Source organism: Fusibacter bizertensis (genome assembly GCF_029914245.1).
GTDB lineage: Bacteria > Bacillota > Clostridia > Peptostreptococcales > Acidaminobacteraceae > Fusibacter_C > Fusibacter_C bizertensis.
This window is the reverse complement of the sequence record NZ_JARYZI010000009.1, coordinates 125883-142696: the sequence shown is the minus strand read 5'-3', so window position 1 is coordinate 142696 and position 16814 is coordinate 125883. Positions and strand designations below refer to the sequence as shown.

Sequence of the window (16814 nt, the reverse complement as noted above, 5' to 3'; positions counted from 1 at the left end):
AGTGAAGAATAATTTTAACGGCTTTTTACTAATGATTTCATTTTTTACAAGAATCCCTATAGGAAATAAAATCGAATATACTGAAGAAAAATACCTCAATGGTCTAAAATGGTTTCCTTTTATTGGATTAGTCATTGGCGCTTTTTTAGTTCCTGTCACATTAATCAATAGCTTCGATCAGAGTGTTAAGGGAATTTTATTGATATTAATGTATTTGATAATAACAGGAGGAATTCACTTAGATGGGCTCGCAGATAGTTCAGATGGGTTATTTAGTAATCGCAAAAAAGAGCGTGTTTTGGAAATTATGAAAGACTCACATATTGGAACATTTGGCGTGATCGCTTTAATTTTATATTTTTTAATATTCTCAAACCTTGCAGGACATCTCAACTGGAAATGGCTGCTCTTAATGCCTTATATAGGTAAAACATTTGGCGTCATATCAGCAAGTATTTCAAATTATGCTAGAAAAGATGAGGGGATGGGGTTTCTTTTTATAAGCAAGCTTAATTTAAAACATGCAGTAGTTCATCTAATTCTAATGGTCAGTATTGTGATGATGCTGCTTTCAATCAGTGGTATTATAGCACTAACAATTTCGTTTTTAATGATGCTTTTGTTACTTCGCGTTTTTAAAAGCGTAATAGAAGGACAAACCGGAGATACGATAGGGATGGTGATAGAGGTCACTCAAATCACCTTTATAACAGTGGGTTATATATTTATTTAATAAAACAATTGAGCAAACTGCCTATTTTTTAATATGAGGAGTACTTATGGGAATAATGATTGCAGGAGTCTCTAGTGGTGCAGGAAAAACAACATTAACCATAGGGTTGATGCGAGCACTTACTCAAAGAGGGATGAAAGTAGCTGGTTTTAAATCAGGTCCTGATTATATCGATCCAATGTTTCATAGATTAGCAACAAGAGAATCATCATATAACCTTCCAACTTGGATGGTTCCTGATGACGCTTTGAGATATCTATATCAAAAAAGGTCCGAGCAATATGATATAAGCGTAATTGAAGGTGTTATGGGCTATTATGATGGACACTCAACAGACAATATAATCGGTAGTTCAGCACATTTAGCAAAGGTATTAGATGTCCCTGTGATGGTAGTGATGGACGGCAGTAGTATGGCTTTAACAGCAGCGGCAATCGTAAAAGGACTCATATCTTTTGAAACACCTACGCAGATCAAAGGGGTAATATTCAATCGAATCAAATCAGCTCATCACTATAATCTATTGAAAAGTGCAGTAGAAACACATACAAATATCAAATGCTATGGCTATATCAAACCGGATCAAAGTATTGAACTTGAAAGTAGGCATTTAGGATTAGTTCAAGCATGCGAGGATAGTACTATAGAAACTAAGATTGAAAAAATGTCGAATTTGATAGAAGCGACAGTAGATGTGGATTCAATAATATCTGATTTCACAAACAAAACCCATGTTGTAGAAACAAAATTCCAATTTTATGAAGATAAAATAAAAGAGTTAAGTAATTTGATCAAAAAAAATAATGGTTTAACATTAGGAGTTGCAAAAGATTTAGCATTTTCATTTTATTATGATGAAAACCTTAAACTCCTCGAAGAAATTGGTGTTAAGATAGTTTGTTATTCTCCAGTTAAGGATGCGAAGTTACCTGACGGAATTGACGGTGTTCTACTCGGTGGAGGTTATCCAGAGTTGTTTGCCAAAGAGATAGAAGCGAATATTCAAATGAAAGAAAGCCTCTATAAATTTGCATTAAATGGTGGCTCGGTATATGCTGAATGTGGTGGCTTGATGTATTTAACGGATCATCTTGAGTATAATGATTGCTCTTATAAAATGACGGGTATACTAGGTGGTAGAGCGATTATGACCAAGAGCCTACAAAATTTTGGGCATGTTGAAGCAATTTTTAAAGATTTTCACACTTTTGCTGATGATGTAAATATACGTGGTCATGAATTTCATCATTCTTATGTTGAAATGAAAGATGACGTGAAAACTATGATTACGCTTAAGGGAAAAAAAGGAATACATCTTTGTGGTTATATGAAAAACAACACCATGGGTACTTATTTACACACACATTTTTATAGTAATCTTAATTTTGTAGATTACTTGATGCAGTTTTTTTTAAAGGGAAAAATATGATTTAGAGTTAGAAAAGCAAGTGATATAGTTTGCTTTTCTATTTATTTAGTGGAGAATCGATGTTCATGCACAATTGGTATTGTATTTATATGTTTTTTCCTATATTATTATTAATTGAGCAGTAATTTTAATTTGAGGTGAATTTATGAAGATGTCAAATTTATATATGCCTACTTTACGTGAAGTTCCTAGTGATGCAGATATCATGAGTGCACAACTCTTGTTACGTTCAGGTATGATCCGTAAGTTGGTTTCTGGTGTTTATTCTTTCTTACCACTTGGTTTTAGAGTAATGAAAAACATCGAACAAATCGTAAGGGAAGAGATGGATGCACATGGTGCACAAGAAGTTTTGATGAGTGCGATTCAACCAAGAGAAATATGGGATGCAAGCAATAGGTGGGAAAATTTTGGTCCTGAGATGTTTAAACTCAAAGATCGACATGATCGCGAGTTTTGTCTTGGACCTACGCATGAAGAGTATTTTACCTTTATGATTAACAACGAACTTAAATCATATAAACAGCTACCACTCAACTTATATCAAATACAGACGAAGTATAGAGATGAAAGACGTCCAAGATTTGGACTTGTTAGAGCGAGAGAATTCATCATGAAAGATGCTTATACTTTCGATACAGATGTTGAAGGCATGGAAAAGTCATATGCTAACATGGCAACTGCATATACTAAAGCGTTTGATAGAATGGGATTCAAATACAAAGTTGTGTTAGGTGATTCAGGAAACATGGGTGGGAGTATCTCACATGAATATATTGCAATAACACCAAGTGGCGAAAGTACAATTGCTTATTGTGACCACTGTGATTTTGCAGCAACTGATGAAGTTGCACCTGCAAATTTTAAGATGTCGAGTTCTGATACTCAAGTTTTACCTTGTGAAGAAGTACACACGCCAAATATAAAAACAATTGAAGAACTTGAAGCATTTTTCAAAATTGATGCATCTCAATTCATCAAAACGCTACTATTAAAAAAAGAAGATGATAGCCGTATTTTTGCTGTTATGATTCCTGGTAATAGACAATTGAGTTTAGTAAAATTATCAAAACTTGTAGATGTTTCTGAAGATGAATTACTCATGTTAGCAGAAGACGAGATTTATCCTTTAGCAGGTTCTTTACTTGGCTTTGCAGGTCCAATTGGATTGAAAGAAAACGTTGAAATAATTGCAGATCAAAGAGTTTTTGATATTAAAAATGCAATATGTGGCGCCAACAAAAAAGATTATCACTTAATAAATGTAAATTTAGAGTCAAATCTTTATAAAATTGGAGCTGATTTAGTTCAAGTTGAAGCAAACGATAGTTGTCCAAATTGTAATAGTCCTTTGTCTATTGACCGCGGAACTGAAGTTGGCAATATATTCCAACTTGGTGATAAGTATTCAAAAGCGATGAATGCCACTTTCTTAGATAAAGATGGAAAAGCAAAGCATTTTATTATGGGATCATATGGTATTGGAATTTCTAGATGTGTTTCAGCAGTTGTTGAGCAATGCTATGATGAAAAAGGGATTATATGGCCTATGGCGATTGCGCCTTATAAAGTTTTGATTACTATCGTTAACATCAAAAACGAACTTCAAACACAAAAAGCCTTTGAGCTTTATGAGTCATTACAGAAAAAGGGTATTTCAGTAATGATTGATGATAGAAATGAAAGAGCAGGGGTTAAATTTACGGATGCAGATTTGATTGGAATTCCGCTAAGAGTTACTGTTGGGAAAGCAATTGATGAAGGAAAAGTAGAGTTTTCAAAGCGTGAAGATTGTGTTAAAGAAGAAGTGCAATTTGAGGAAGTTGTTTCAAAAGTGAGTATGTTAATCAATAACCTATAAATAAATAAAAAATGGGTGAAATAAAATTAATTGTATAAAATCTTTAGTTTTATTTAATTTTTTATTTCTATTTATATGGTTTTTGGTATAATATTAAAGAGGAATTATAGAAATTATAGAAAGAGGGATACTATGGCTGAAAAGAAACAAATTTTGATTCTTGGCGGTGGTTATGCTGGCGTTGCTGCGGGCAAGAAACTTCACAAGATTTTCAAAAATGACGATTCTGTAGAAATTACACTAATCGACAAAAAACCTTACCACACACTTATGACTGAGTTACATGAAGTAGCTGGTCATCGTACTGAACCTGATGCAATCCAAATTGATCTTAGAACAATTTTTGCGGGTAGAAAAGTTAAAGTTGTAACAGACTCAATTACAAATGTGGATTTAGAAGGTAAAAAATTAGTTTCGGATAAAAAAACATACAAGTTTGATTACTTGGTTTTAGCATGCGGATCTGATTCAAACTCATTTGGCATCGAAGGTGTTGATGAGCATGCATTTACTTTATGGTCTTATGAAGATGCTGTTAAGTTAAGAGCACATGTTGAAAAAATGTTCCAACTTGCTGCGATTGAAGAAGACGAAGCAGTTAGAAAACAATTATTAACTTTCGCAGTTGTTGGTGGTGGTTTCACTGGCGTTGAGATGGTTGGTGAACTTGGTGAAGCTAAAGATCATTTAGCTGTAAAATATGGTGTTGATAAGAAAGAAGTTACAATCTACAACATCGAAGCTACTCCAAGAATTCTCAATACATTAAAAGATGAAAAACAAATTGCTAAAGTAGAAAACAGATATAAGAAATTGGGCATTGAACTTCTTAAGAATGCGGCACTTGTTAAAGCAACTGAAGATGGTTTCGAATTAAAAGATGGCCGTTTTATTAAAACTAAAACACTTGTATGGGGTGCTGGTATAAAAGTTAGCAACTTCATTGGAAAACTTGGTTTAGAAGCTGGTCGTGGTGGAAGAGTACTTGTTAATAAATACATGCAAACATTAAAGTATGAAAATGTATTTATGGCTGGTGATAACACGCACTACGAAGATAAAGATGGTTTCTTACCACAAATCGTTGAAGCAGCTGAGCAATCAGGTCATACTGCAGCAGTAAATATTGGTGCTTTAATCAATAAAACTGAAATGCATGAACACAAACAAAATTACCATGGTTTCATGGTATCAATTGGTTCTAAATATGCAGTATCTGATAATAATGGTCTTAAATTTAACGGTTTCTTTGCTGTTATGGTTAAGCATATGGTTAACTTCTACTACTTATTCTTAGTAAGTGGTCTTGCTCAATTATCTGAGTATGTTATGAATGAATTTTTCCGTATTAAAAACAGAAGATCAGTATTTGGTGGTCATTTCGCGAAAGCATCTCCAAACTTCTGGATGTTACCACTACGTATGTTCCTTGGTGTTATGTGGCTAATCGAAGGAATCAACAAAATTGATGAAGGTTGGTTAGTAGAAGCTAAAATGTATGCATCAGATGCAGTTACACAGGCATCTGAATGGGTTGAAGAGGGAACTACAGCAGTTAAACCTTTAATCGAAACAGTTCCAGGTGTTGTTCAGTGGGGAATTGACAATATCATCGCTCCACATGCTGTTTTATTCCAAACTGGTATGGTCTTTATGGAAATCATCTTTGGTTTAATGTTAATTGGTGGTCTTTTCACATTTATCGCTGGTATCATGACAACGATTATGACAGTGGGTATTACGCTTACAGGTATGTCTGATGCTTCTATCTTGTGGTTCTTCTTTGCAGGTATTGCTGTAATTGGCGGATCAGGAAGCGCATTTGGTATGGATTACTACGTTCTTCCATGGCTAAAAAAATGGTGGAAAAAAACACCACTAGCTAGAAAGTCATATTTATATTTCCACTAAATAATAATCTATGTACCTCGGGTGCGCAGATTTAATCACAATGAGATTGTGACTTAAAAATATAAAATCGTATCTGCTTTGCAGATACGATTTTTAAATGATTTATACAAAGAAGGTAATAATGAAAAAAAATGATGTTATTCTCATGGGGATAATTCTAATAGTTGGTTTAATTGCACTTTTTGCTATGAAGATGGTTCAAAGCAATGACCAGTCAGAATTGCAAGTTTTAATCAAGCATGATGGTGTCGTGATCCAATCTTATCCGTTTACTGAAAAAACAGATGAAACTTATGTTTATGAAGAAGATGGTGAGAGAAATGTTATTCAAATAAAAGATGGGTTAGTAAGTATGATCGATGCTGATTGCCGTGATCAGATTTGCGTAAAAACACAGTCGATTTCTAATAACGGTGAAATCATCGTTTGTTTGCCACATAAAGTGACAGTAGAAATTTTCTCAGATCAAGCAGTAGATGATGTATTAGATGATATTGCTGATTAACAGAATTGCCTTTGACTAATAGGAGTTGCCATGAATGAGAACACCAAATCAAAAAAAACTGCTTCAAAAACAAGAATGTTGGTTTTTATATCTGTCCTTGTTGCACAAGGCATGATCCTTTCTTTTATTGAAAGTATGTTACCGATTCCTTTTTTTGCTCCTGGAGCTAAACTGGGACTAGCAAATATTATTACACTTGCAGCAATTTATATTTTAACTTTTAAGCAAGCAACTGCAGTTGTATTGTTACGGGTTATTTTAACGGCTACAACCTTTGGTTCTTTATCTAGTTTTTTGTATAGTTTTTCCGGAGGGGTACTAAGTCTGTTGGTGATGGCTGCAATTTTAAAAGTATTTAAAGGTGAAATAAGTTTGATGGGCGTTAGTGTTGCTGGTGCAGTTGCGCATAATATGGGGCAATTGTTTGTCGCTGCGATAATGATTCATAACGTCTTGATATTTACTTATTTACCTATTTTGTTAATAGTTGCCGTACCAACAGGTATTTTTGTTGGTGCTGTAGCAAAAATATTAATTGGTTATCTCGAAAGGGTTAATTTTATACGTTAACTTGCAGGAGATAACATAATGGAGAATTATATGGCACTTACTGTACAACTAAATCATGTAACTCCTGAAATACAGCAAGCGCTTCAAGTAGAGCTTGAAAAAGTGAGACAAACGATCCAACACTTTTCAAAATCAAAGTTTTCAGGAATTAAAGAAATTGTAAATGATGTTATTGATCTCAATGGAAAAATGCTCAGGCCAACTTTGACAATTTTATCTGCTCATTTTGGAGAGTATGATTCTGAAAAAGTTGTTAAACTGGCGGCTTCTATTGAGATGCTTCATATGGCTACTCTAATACATGATGATATCATTGATGATTCAAAGCTTAGAAGAAATAAGGAAAGCACTCAGAGCAAATATGGAAAAGATATGGCAGTGTATGCAGGTGATTATCTACTATCTAAGTCATTAAGTATGTTAAATGGTAAAGAGTATGATGCAGATCACATGATTAAGCTTGCAAAAGCCATTGAACTTATATGTGAAAGTGAGTTGTTGCAATTTCATAGCAAATTCAAGTATATGACAGTTAAAAACTATTTAAGAGTTGTATCTGGTAAAACAGCAGCTTTGTTTGCAGTAAGTATGTATGCAGGTGCTTCTGAGAGTAATTGCTCGGAGGGTTTATCAAAGCAATTAGGCAAAATAGGGTATGAACTTGGCGTTGCATTTCAGATTATTGATGATATTTTAGATTATTCAGATGATCAAGAACTAGTGGGTAAATCTACTCGAAATGATTTGAAAAAGGGATATTATACATTACCTGTAATATATGCGTTTCAAGGCGAGTCTGAGAAAGTTTTAAACCATTCAGAAGCAGAATTGATGAAACTCGTTGAGAAGAACAATGGAATCGAAAAAGCTAGAGTCTTAGCAAGAAAATATACTAAGAGAGCATTTAAGAGAATTGATAGTTTGCCAGAGGGCAATTATAAAGAAGCACTTGAAAGTTTAGCAAAAGCACTTTTAGATAGAAAATATTAATAATTGTATTATGATAAAAATAGCGATTACATTGAGAATGAATTTCTCAATTGTAATCGCTATTTTTTATGATTAGTTTAAAATTATGTGCGCGAAAAAGTTGAAATTAAACTATAGTTGGAAAGTCGATATGGTCTAACATAATAGTAGCTATTTTTTCTAGTGCAATCCGATCATCTTCTTGAAATCTTCCAATTTCTGGGCTATCAATATCAAGAACACCAATTAATTGATTGTTTTTTACAAGTGGTATAACGATTTCACTATTAGAGAATAAATCACAAGCAATATGACCAGGATACTGATGGACATCTTCTACGACAATAGTCTTTCTCAGCTTTGCACTATCACCACAAACGCCTTTTCCAATCTGGATTCTCGTAACAGCAGGTTTACCCCAAAATGGTCCTAAAATAAGCTCAGAACCATCGTATAGATAAAAACCAGCCCAATTCAGCATGGGCATTAGAAAACCTAATGTTGAAGCTGCATTTGCAGCGTTTGAAATCCAATTGGTTTCTGACCCTAAAAGTTTGATAAGTTCTTTTTCAATGTAAGGATATAATATTTCTGGTGAACTACTTGTTGCAGGATACATACATGCCATAATTGCCTCCTATGGGATATTATTATTTAAGTATATCTGAAATTTTTAGGTTGAACAATTATATTTTTATAAAAAAAATATAATATTTCGTAAAGCTAAATTTATATTTCGAAAGCCGAAATATATGGTATAATAATGCTTGGTGATGATATGAGAGCAGCTTTAAATGTTTATTATGATTTTTTTAAAAATATCTCTAGAAATGTAAAACTATACATGGGGATCATATTTTTTGCAACAGTTGTAAGCTCAGCTTACAATGTACTTTTCGGGATTTATCTAAAGAATATTGGTTTTAATGAAGCTTTTGTTGGAAGAATATTGTCGATTAACACGTTAGGTGTTGCCCTGGGTGCTGTGCCTGTTGCTATCTTTGCGGAGCGGTTGAATAAGAAAACAACCTTGATCACAGGACTACTCTTGATGGTGGTAAGTAATTTAATTGTCTTGAATATTCAGATTCCTTTAATAATGGAGGTCTTTGCTTTTACATTTGGCATTGGAAATTCTACTTTGATGATTCTTCAAGCACCAATTATATATGATAATACACCTGAAGAGCATCGCGTTACTGCTTTTAGCATGGCTTTCGTACTTCAAAATGTTGCGTTTGTCACGGGTAGTTTAGTTTTAGGACATTTATCACAATACTTGACTCAATCGAGTGGTGCTGTTTTTGCAAACCGAATAGTTCTTAATGGTGCAACTTCACTAATCTTTGTTGCTATACTTATCGCGTTAAGGTTTAAAGGACATCAAATGGAAAGTTGTCAAAGAGAACAATCTTTGTATGAATCTTTTGCTAATATTTTTAGAGGCTATAAAAAGTTAGTTACTGGCAAAACAATGCTCTATTTGGTTCAGGTTTCGCTTATAGGACTTGGTGCTGGAATGATTGTACCCTTTTTCAGTATGTATTTAAAATACGCATTGGATGCTGACGATGGTGTAGTAGGGACGATAATGGCAATTAGCCAAGTAGGGACTGTTATAGGTGGGTTGATTGTACCACCTCTTGCTAAAAGATTAGGTAGGGTAAATACTGTATTAGCATGTCAATTATTATCAATTCCATTTTTGTTTTCCATTTCATTTCCTCAAGGTATCGTGATTATCACAATTTCTTTTTTCTTTAGGAGTTCATTGATGAATATGGCGAGTCCTATTATAGGAAGTTTAGCAATGGAAATAGTTGACGATCAAACAAGAACTTATATGAGTAGTATGGTGAGCTTAACCAATAATTTGTTTAGATCTATTGGAATCTATATTGGTGGTATATTGATGTTTAACTTTAGCTATAATACACCTTATTACTTTACAATAAGCTGTTATTTAATTGGTACAATTATCCTTTACAATACATTTAAGAATGTAGATAAAAAGAGTACTCAAAGTAGCAGTGTAATATAAGATTAAACTAATGATTTCATAATACAAACATGACTAGGAAAGTAAAAAAAAAGCCCAGCAGATCTGCTGGGCTTTACTTATTTGTTTGCTTGAACCGATTATAAAATCTCAATTACTTCTAACTTAACAACTCCGTTTGGTGTAAGTGCTTCAACTTTATCACCCTTTTTCTTACCCATTAAAACACTACCAATAGGTGATTCATTAGAGATTTTGCTGTTTAGTGGATCAGATTCAATCTTAGTTACAATTTCAACTTCTTCAAGTTCGTCTAAGTCAATATACTTTATTTTTATTTTAGAACCAATAGTAATGCTGTTTTTATCAAAGCTACCTTGTACTAATTCATAATTTTCAAGAATTTCCTTAAGTTTAAGAATTTCAGTTTCATTATGTGATTGAGCTTCTCTAGCAGCATGGTATTCAGCGTTTTCAGATAAATCTCCAAAACCTCTTGCACGTTTTATCTCGTCAGAGATTTGATGTCTTTTCTCTATGAGCTCATCGTATTCAAATTTTAATTTAACAAGTGCAGATTCAGTTAATAAAGTTTTCTTCATTCCTGACAACTCCTTATATGATTTGGATATGTAACATATACTATACTACCAAATTAAATGTTGTTTGTAAATAAGGAAAATGCACTCAATTGTAGACATGTTTAAAAATAAATACACATTTATAAAAAGCACTTCATTTTTTTCAATTGCCTGTTATAATGAGAATTGACTGAGTTGAGATGAGGTGAACATATGCAAGCATATTTAGATGGAATAATAGAACAATTTAGACCTATAACAAATGAAGGTAAGGTTGCAAGTTATATCCCTGAACTTGAGAAAACGGACAACAATTTATTGGGGATTACGCTTATTGATACAAAAGGAATGATCTATGAATCGGGTGATACAAAACACCAATTTACAATTCAAAGTATCTCGAAACCGATTGTACTGTTACTTGCTTTAATTGATAATGGTGAAGAAAAGGTTTTTGAGAAAGTTGGTAAAGAACCTACTGGTGACCCTTTTAATTCTATCGTTAGATTAGAAACGTTTGATGAGCATAAGCCTTTAAACCCTATGATTAACGCGGGGGCTATATCTGTAACGGCATTAATCAAAGGTGAAAGTAAGGAAGAAAAAATTCAAAGAATTCTTAATTTCATCAAGAAGATTACACATAATCAAAATATTAAAATCAATGAAGATGTGTATCAATCGGAGTCAAAAACTGGGTATAGGAACCGTTCTATGGCGTATTTTTTAAAAGATTTTGGCAATATTGAAGGGGACGTAGACGAAGTATTAGAAGTTTATTTTAAGCAGTGTTCTATAGAAGTGACGACAAGAGATTTGGCTTATATAGGTGCTTTACTGGCACGAGATGGTGTAGATATCCTTACTGGTGAGCGCGTATTTTCTGCTAGGTATTCGAGTATTGTAAAATCATATATGGCAACTTGTGGGATGTATGATGGTTCTGGAGAGTTTGCTATAAACGTTGGCTTTCCAGCGAAGAGTGGTGTAGGCGGTGGTATCATGTGTACTGTATTAGGACAGATGGGAATCGGCGTATTTGGACCTGCTCTAAACAAAAAAGGTAATAGCATCGCGGGATTGAAGTTACTTGAGTCTCTTTCTAAAAAACTTGAGCTAAGCATCTACTAAGTGATATGATAACATAAGTGGAGGTGAATAGATCGCATGAGGAAAATAATAATCACAGCTTTTTTGTTATCTATTATACTTTTAACAGGATGCGAAATTGAATCGACTTCAATGAAAGTATCTGATGAAAACTTAATTAAATTTTTACCCGTATTAGTAGATGAATTTTCAGGAGATGGAGATTATTATCATATCTCAAAAAATATAGAAATAGAAAGCTCAAAAGACATTAAGACTGCTGTTATAACTGGTGAAGTGAAAAATAATTTTATTGGTGGTACGGGAGCTGAATACAACTATACGATGCGATTAACAGTGACAGATGAAGCTCTAGTTCAAACTTATTCTGGTAGCCGTTTAAATGAATCTGATTTTGATGAAGTCGTATTGTTAAAGTTGCCTTTAGAGATAAATCGTTCTTGGACTTTTACCACTCAGAATAAGGCAGGACAAAAACAGAAAGTAACAGCGACAATTCAAGATATTTTTAACAGTGGTAAGGGCGTTAAAGTACGCTATGAAACGAAAGATGGTTATTTTGAAGAGCGTACTTTATACGAAGGACATGGTGTAGTTGATTTTGTGAGACAAGTAATGTATAAAGATGAAAGTTCTGTTACAGGTTATCATAGTGCATTTAAAATACCAAGCAGTGATTTAGGTGATGATTTGAGTGCAATTATTGAACCCAGCTCGAATAATGAGGTAAATACTTCAACAGAGAATACAGATGGTGAAGAAGAAAATGAACAGGAATTTCCTTTGAAAGTTATTGAAATACCTGTTGCATATTATAATTTGATTTTGGGATTTGAACAAGCATGGGTAAATTATATCACCAATGAAAGTGATGATTTATTGAAATTTGTCGATGTAGACACACCAGCTTATATTAAGATTGATGCTGTTGAGAGAACAGCTGAAACTGGTATGTCTTTCGTAAAATACTATCCATATGAGTTGTCAATTGATGGAGATTTTATTATCATCAATATAGTAGAAACTTTTAGTACAGAAGAAAATTCAAACATAAAAAACAAGGTGTCATACACTATTTCTAATGCAGCCACCTTGCCTAAAATATATGATTTTGAGGTCATCAAGTGATGGCCTATTTTTTTAGTAAAGGAACATTTCCAGAATATGAAACGCGATTTTTACCATTTTCTTTTGCTACATAAAGACCTTTATCTGCAACTTCAAGTAGTTCATTAAAGGAACGCCCATCGTAAGGATAAGATGCGATCCCCATGGATATAGAAAACTTTGGTGAGGATTTTAAAGCAATCTCTTTTCTCAATCGATCGCATATCTCCATAGCGGCTGGCGCATTGATGTGAGGCATAAGAAGTATAAACTCATCACCACCATATCTTCCTAGCAAATCTGTTTTACGATTGTTTGTCATGATGGAGTAGGACAAAAATTTAAGACATTCATCTCCTATAATATGTCCTTTCGAATCGTTGATAGATTTGAAAAAATCAATATCAAACATTGCGACAGAGAAGATCTTGACGGTTGAATCATTGATTAATCCATTCATTTCAGTAAGAATACCGTTACGATTATATGCTTTTGTTAGTGGATCTTTTTGAGATCGCTCACGGATGTATTCAACTTTATCTGCCATATGTGCAGTTCTTTTTTTTGCTTCAAATTCGACTGTTCTCTCAAAACGATCTTCCAAATCTTTGAGTCGTATTTTTGATTTGTCGTGTTCATCGTGGTGATGTTTTACATTGATAGCCAGTTCAGATAGTTGAGCAATTATAATAACTGCAACGCCCATGTATAGATTGTATACATTGTTTCCAATGGAGATGGCTAGAAAACCAACTAAATTTAAGAAACCAAGTTCCATAATCTCTTTATTTTGTTTTGTATCATGGTTGTTATACGTTCTTACTTTGATAATCATCTGTAATGCAACGATAAAGATCAAAACAAGATTAAGAAACATGGGATAAGGAATATATAAATAGTTTAAAAATATAAGAACGACAATTATGCTAAAAAAGTCATATAACATAATCCCAGCGGCTGTGATTTTTTGCTTGAATAGTGGGATAGCAATTTTGCCGCCTATACTAAAAATAAGGGCAATCTTAAAAATATCAAAATCAGATGTCAATAAGTTTAATTTTGATGTGGCAAAAATTAATACAAATGGGATTAAATCTGTTAATTTTGAATGATCTCGATTTCTATCAATATTGAGATTAAGGTAGAAACTTACTAAATATAACGAAGCACTTAAAAAAAGCAAATCTATTTGATTCATATTGTCCTCTCTTAGATAACTTATTTATACTTTTCATGTTGTAAATAAACTGTACTATTATAGTATAAGAAACTCTTGTAAATGGCAATGTTATATTTTGACTAAATCTACCTATTGTATTATAATTTAATAGAATTTGATAAGTACTGGCTTGCTATGATGATTGAATGATTGGTATGCTCGTAATAATAGATGGAGGTTTATATGAAGAATACGTTGATTAGAGATTTATTTTTAAAACCAGAGGCATATATTGAAAGTGAAATCAAAGTTTCTGGGTGGATAAGAACTACAAGAAGTTCCAAAACATTTGGTTTTATAGAGCTAAACGATGGAACGTATTTTAACAATTTGCAAATCGTGTTTGATGATGGTCTTGAAAATTTTGCAGACATTGAAAAATGTTCTATTGCATCTTCACTCATTATTACAGGTACGCTTATTGCAACGCCAAATGCAAAACAACCATTTGAGCTTAAAGCGAAAGAAATCGTTGTTGAGGGTTATTCAACACCAGAATTCCCACTGCAAAAGAAAAGACACACTATGGAATATCTTAGAACTATCGCTCATTTAAGACCGAGAAGCAATACCTTTTCAGCGGTATTTAGAGTGAGATCTGCTGCAGCTTTTGCCATTCATAAGTTTTTTCAAGATAGAGGATTTGTTTATGTTCATACACCAATTGTCACTGGTAGTGATGCAGAAGGCGCTGGACAAATGTTTAGAGTAACAACGTTAGATTTAGAAAATTTGCCAGTTGATGATGAAAATAAATTTGATCCAACACAAGATTTTTTTGGTAAAGAAACAAATTTAACAGTTAGTGGTCAGCTTGAAGCGGAGACTTTTGCCTTGGCTTTTAGAGATGTATATACATTTGGTCCTACTTTCCGAGCAGAGAATTCTAATACTAAGAGACATGCAGCAGAGTTTTGGATGATTGAACCTGAAATTGCATTTGCTGATTTAACAGATAACATGTCACTTGCAGAAGATATGGTGAAATACATCATTGCATATGTACTAGAAACTTGCCCAGAAGAAATGAAATTCTTTAATGAGAGAATAGATAAAGGTTTAATGGATAGATTGTCACATGTTCTTAACTCAGATTTTGGTAAAGTGACGTATACAGAAGCTGTTGATGCGCTAATTAACTCGGGTGAAGTATTTGAGTATCCTGTTTTCTGGGGTGCAGATTTACAAACTGAGCATGAAAGATATTTGACAGAAGTAATCTACAAAAAACCTGTTTTTGTAATTAACTACCCAAAAGAAATCAAGTCGTTTTATATGCGTATGAATGAAGATCAAAAGACTGTTGCTGCAATGGACTTGCTTGTACCAGGTGTTGGCGAGTTAATTGGGGGATCACAAAGAGAAGAGAGACTTGATCTACTAATTGATAGAATTAAGGAACTTGGACTTAACGAAGAAGATTACTGGTGGTATTTAGAACTTAGAAAGTTTGGTACAACCAGACATGCGGGTTATGGACTTGGATTTGAGAGAATGATTATGTACTTAACGGGGATGGGAAATATTAGAGATGTTATTCCTTTCCCAAGAACTGTTAAAAATGCTGAATTCTAATAAGTGGGACTGTCGTAAGACGGTCCCTTTTTGATTTTATTTCTATACATCGGGGTATATAGTTCATACGCAAACCTTTAGGAGGTATGAATGAACATACTCATCGTAGATGATAGCAAGATGAATATTCGTATAGCAGAAGATGCACTTAATGAGTTCAATGTAAAGGGCACTATATTTTCGAGTCTAAGTGGAGAAGAAGCAATTGATTTTGTTGAGAATCAACCGGTTGATTTAATCTTGCTTGACATTGTAATGCCTGGGATAACAGGCATTGACTTCCTTTCACTTGCAAACGAGAGAGGATTACTCAACAAAGCAAAGGTCATCATGTTAACGACTGTAGATGATCTTGAAATCCTGAAAAAATGTTTTGAATTAGGTGCAACTGATTATATCCATAAACCCTTTAATAAAATAGAATTTGTAGTTAGGGTAAAAGCAGCTTTATCTGAAGCTGAAAGTGAAAAAAATCTAAAAAGAGCATTAGAACTTTTAGAAAACCAGAATGCTGAACTAAGAAGAATCAATAAAGCATTAAAAGATACTCAAGCGTATGTAATCGCCAAAGAAAAAATGACTGCCATAGGCAGTCTAATTAACGGACTTACTCAAGAAATTGATGTACCATTAACAAATCTAGAGCAAATTATAGAAACTTGTAATAAAAATAGCACTAAATTTGAGCGTATAGAGGAGTATGATCAATATGCGAAAATGAATGGTGAAATTACAAATGTAAGAAAAATAATTAACGCTTTGAAGGAATTAACTTCTGAAAATAAACAGGAGCAGTTTACTTATGCGAAACTAAGTGAGCTAGTCGAAGAGGTTTTGATGTTGCTTGGAAGTGAACTAAAAAAAGTTACAAAGATAACCAAGAGTTATCAAGATGTTGGCTTGGTTTACTGCAATGTAAATTCATTTAAACAGTCTTTAATGCATATAATAGTAAATGCAATTTATGCGATGCGAGATGTTGATGAGAGTGAGATTCTGATTAAGACATTGGATGTTGAAGGTGCTTCGTTACTAATCATTGAAGACAATGGAGAGGGGTTATCCAGTGAAGCACTCAGCAATATATTTGATCCTTTCTTCACGACAAAACCTAGACAGCATTTTATGGGGCTGGGTTTAAGCGTAGTTCATGATATTATCGTCAATAAACACGGTGGTAGTGTAAATGTAGATTGTTTAGATGGAAAAACTAGTGTATCAATTTCTATGAATAGGAAAAAATAA

The 16814-nt window shown here is 33.4% G+C and carries 15 protein-coding genes; 12 read left to right on the top strand and 3 right to left on the bottom strand.

From position 1 onward, the window contains the following. Position 1 precedes the first annotated feature (1 nt). The 7 genes from cobS (at position 2) to QE109_RS13355 (ending at position 7999) form a co-directional block, all read left to right on the top strand. On the top strand, positions 2 to 733 hold the full coding sequence (gene cobS, locus QE109_RS13385; RefSeq protein WP_281095045.1) for an adenosylcobinamide-GDP ribazoletransferase: 732 nt from the start codon (positions 2 to 4) through the stop codon (positions 731 to 733). A 46-nt stretch (positions 734 to 779) separates the two neighbouring features. Continuing rightward, entirely contained in the window at positions 780 to 2162 is a 1383-nt protein-coding gene (locus tag QE109_RS13380; RefSeq protein WP_281095044.1) for a cobyrinate a,c-diamide synthase, read from the top strand. A 145-nt stretch (positions 2163 to 2307) separates the two neighbouring features. Further along, positions 2308 to 4023: a proline--tRNA ligase gene (locus tag QE109_RS13375; RefSeq protein ID WP_281095043.1), complete on the top strand. Its 1716-nt coding sequence runs from the start codon at positions 2308 to 2310 to the stop codon at positions 4021 to 4023. A gap of 132 nt (positions 4024 to 4155) precedes the next feature. Continuing rightward, entirely contained in the window at positions 4156 to 5934 is a 1779-nt protein-coding gene (locus QE109_RS13370; protein WP_281095042.1) for an FAD-dependent oxidoreductase, read from the top strand. Between the two features lie 121 nt (positions 5935 to 6055). Beyond that, positions 6056 to 6439 (top strand): NusG domain II-containing protein, encoded by a 384-nt coding sequence (locus QE109_RS13365; RefSeq protein WP_281095041.1) that lies wholly within the window; start codon positions 6056 to 6058, stop codon positions 6437 to 6439. 30 nt (positions 6440 to 6469) lie between these two features. Then, positions 6470 to 7009, top strand: a complete 540-nt coding sequence (locus tag QE109_RS13360; RefSeq protein ID WP_281095040.1) for a Gx transporter family protein — start codon at positions 6470 to 6472, stop codon at positions 7007 to 7009. A gap of 18 nt (positions 7010 to 7027) precedes the next feature. Beyond that, positions 7028 to 7999, top strand: coding sequence for a polyprenyl synthetase family protein (locus QE109_RS13355; RefSeq protein WP_281095039.1), 972 nt, complete (start codon positions 7028 to 7030; stop codon positions 7997 to 7999). A 106-nt stretch (positions 8000 to 8105) separates the two neighbouring features. Here QE109_RS13355 and QE109_RS13350 read toward each other — a convergent pair whose 3' ends face one another. Beyond that, a complete protein-coding gene (locus QE109_RS13350; RefSeq protein ID WP_281095038.1) occupies positions 8106 to 8606 on the bottom strand; it encodes a GAF domain-containing protein in 501 nt (166 codons plus the stop codon). Between the two features lie 150 nt (positions 8607 to 8756). Between QE109_RS13350 and QE109_RS13345 the strand changes: the two genes are divergently transcribed. Next, positions 8757 to 10019: an MFS transporter gene (locus QE109_RS13345; RefSeq protein ID WP_281095037.1), complete on the top strand. Its 1263-nt coding sequence runs from the start codon at positions 8757 to 8759 to the stop codon at positions 10017 to 10019. A 98-nt stretch (positions 10020 to 10117) separates the two neighbouring features. On the opposite strand, the gene greA is transcribed toward QE109_RS13345, so the two are convergent. After that, complete coding sequence (gene greA / locus QE109_RS13340) at positions 10118 to 10579, bottom strand: transcription elongation factor GreA (protein ID WP_281095036.1); 462 nt, start codon at positions 10577 to 10579, stop codon at positions 10118 to 10120. Positions 10580 to 10771: 192 nt separating this feature from the next. Here greA and glsA point away from each other — a divergent pair, with 192 nt between their 5' ends. Further along, entirely contained in the window at positions 10772 to 11689 is a 918-nt protein-coding gene (glsA, locus tag QE109_RS13335) for a glutaminase A (protein ID WP_281095035.1), read from the top strand. 36 nt (positions 11690 to 11725) lie between these two features. Beyond that, on the top strand, positions 11726 to 12796 hold the full coding sequence (locus tag QE109_RS13330; RefSeq protein ID WP_281095034.1) for a hypothetical protein: 1071 nt from the start codon (positions 11726 to 11728) through the stop codon (positions 12794 to 12796). A 4-nt stretch (positions 12797 to 12800) separates the two neighbouring features. On the opposite strand, the gene QE109_RS13325 is transcribed toward QE109_RS13330, so the two are convergent. Continuing rightward, on the bottom strand, positions 12801 to 13973 hold the full coding sequence (locus QE109_RS13325) for a GGDEF domain-containing protein (protein ID WP_281095033.1): 1173 nt from the start codon (positions 13971 to 13973) through the stop codon (positions 12801 to 12803). Positions 13974 to 14177: 204 nt separating this feature from the next. Here QE109_RS13325 and asnS point away from each other — a divergent pair, with 204 nt between their 5' ends. Both asnS and QE109_RS13315 read left to right on the top strand, forming a co-directional pair. Next, on the top strand, positions 14178 to 15569 hold the full coding sequence (asnS, locus tag QE109_RS13320) for an asparagine--tRNA ligase (protein WP_281095032.1): 1392 nt from the start codon (positions 14178 to 14180) through the stop codon (positions 15567 to 15569). 90 nt (positions 15570 to 15659) lie between these two features. Beyond that, on the top strand, positions 15660 to 16814 hold the full coding sequence (locus tag QE109_RS13315) for a response regulator (protein ID WP_281095031.1): 1155 nt from the start codon (positions 15660 to 15662) through the stop codon (positions 16812 to 16814).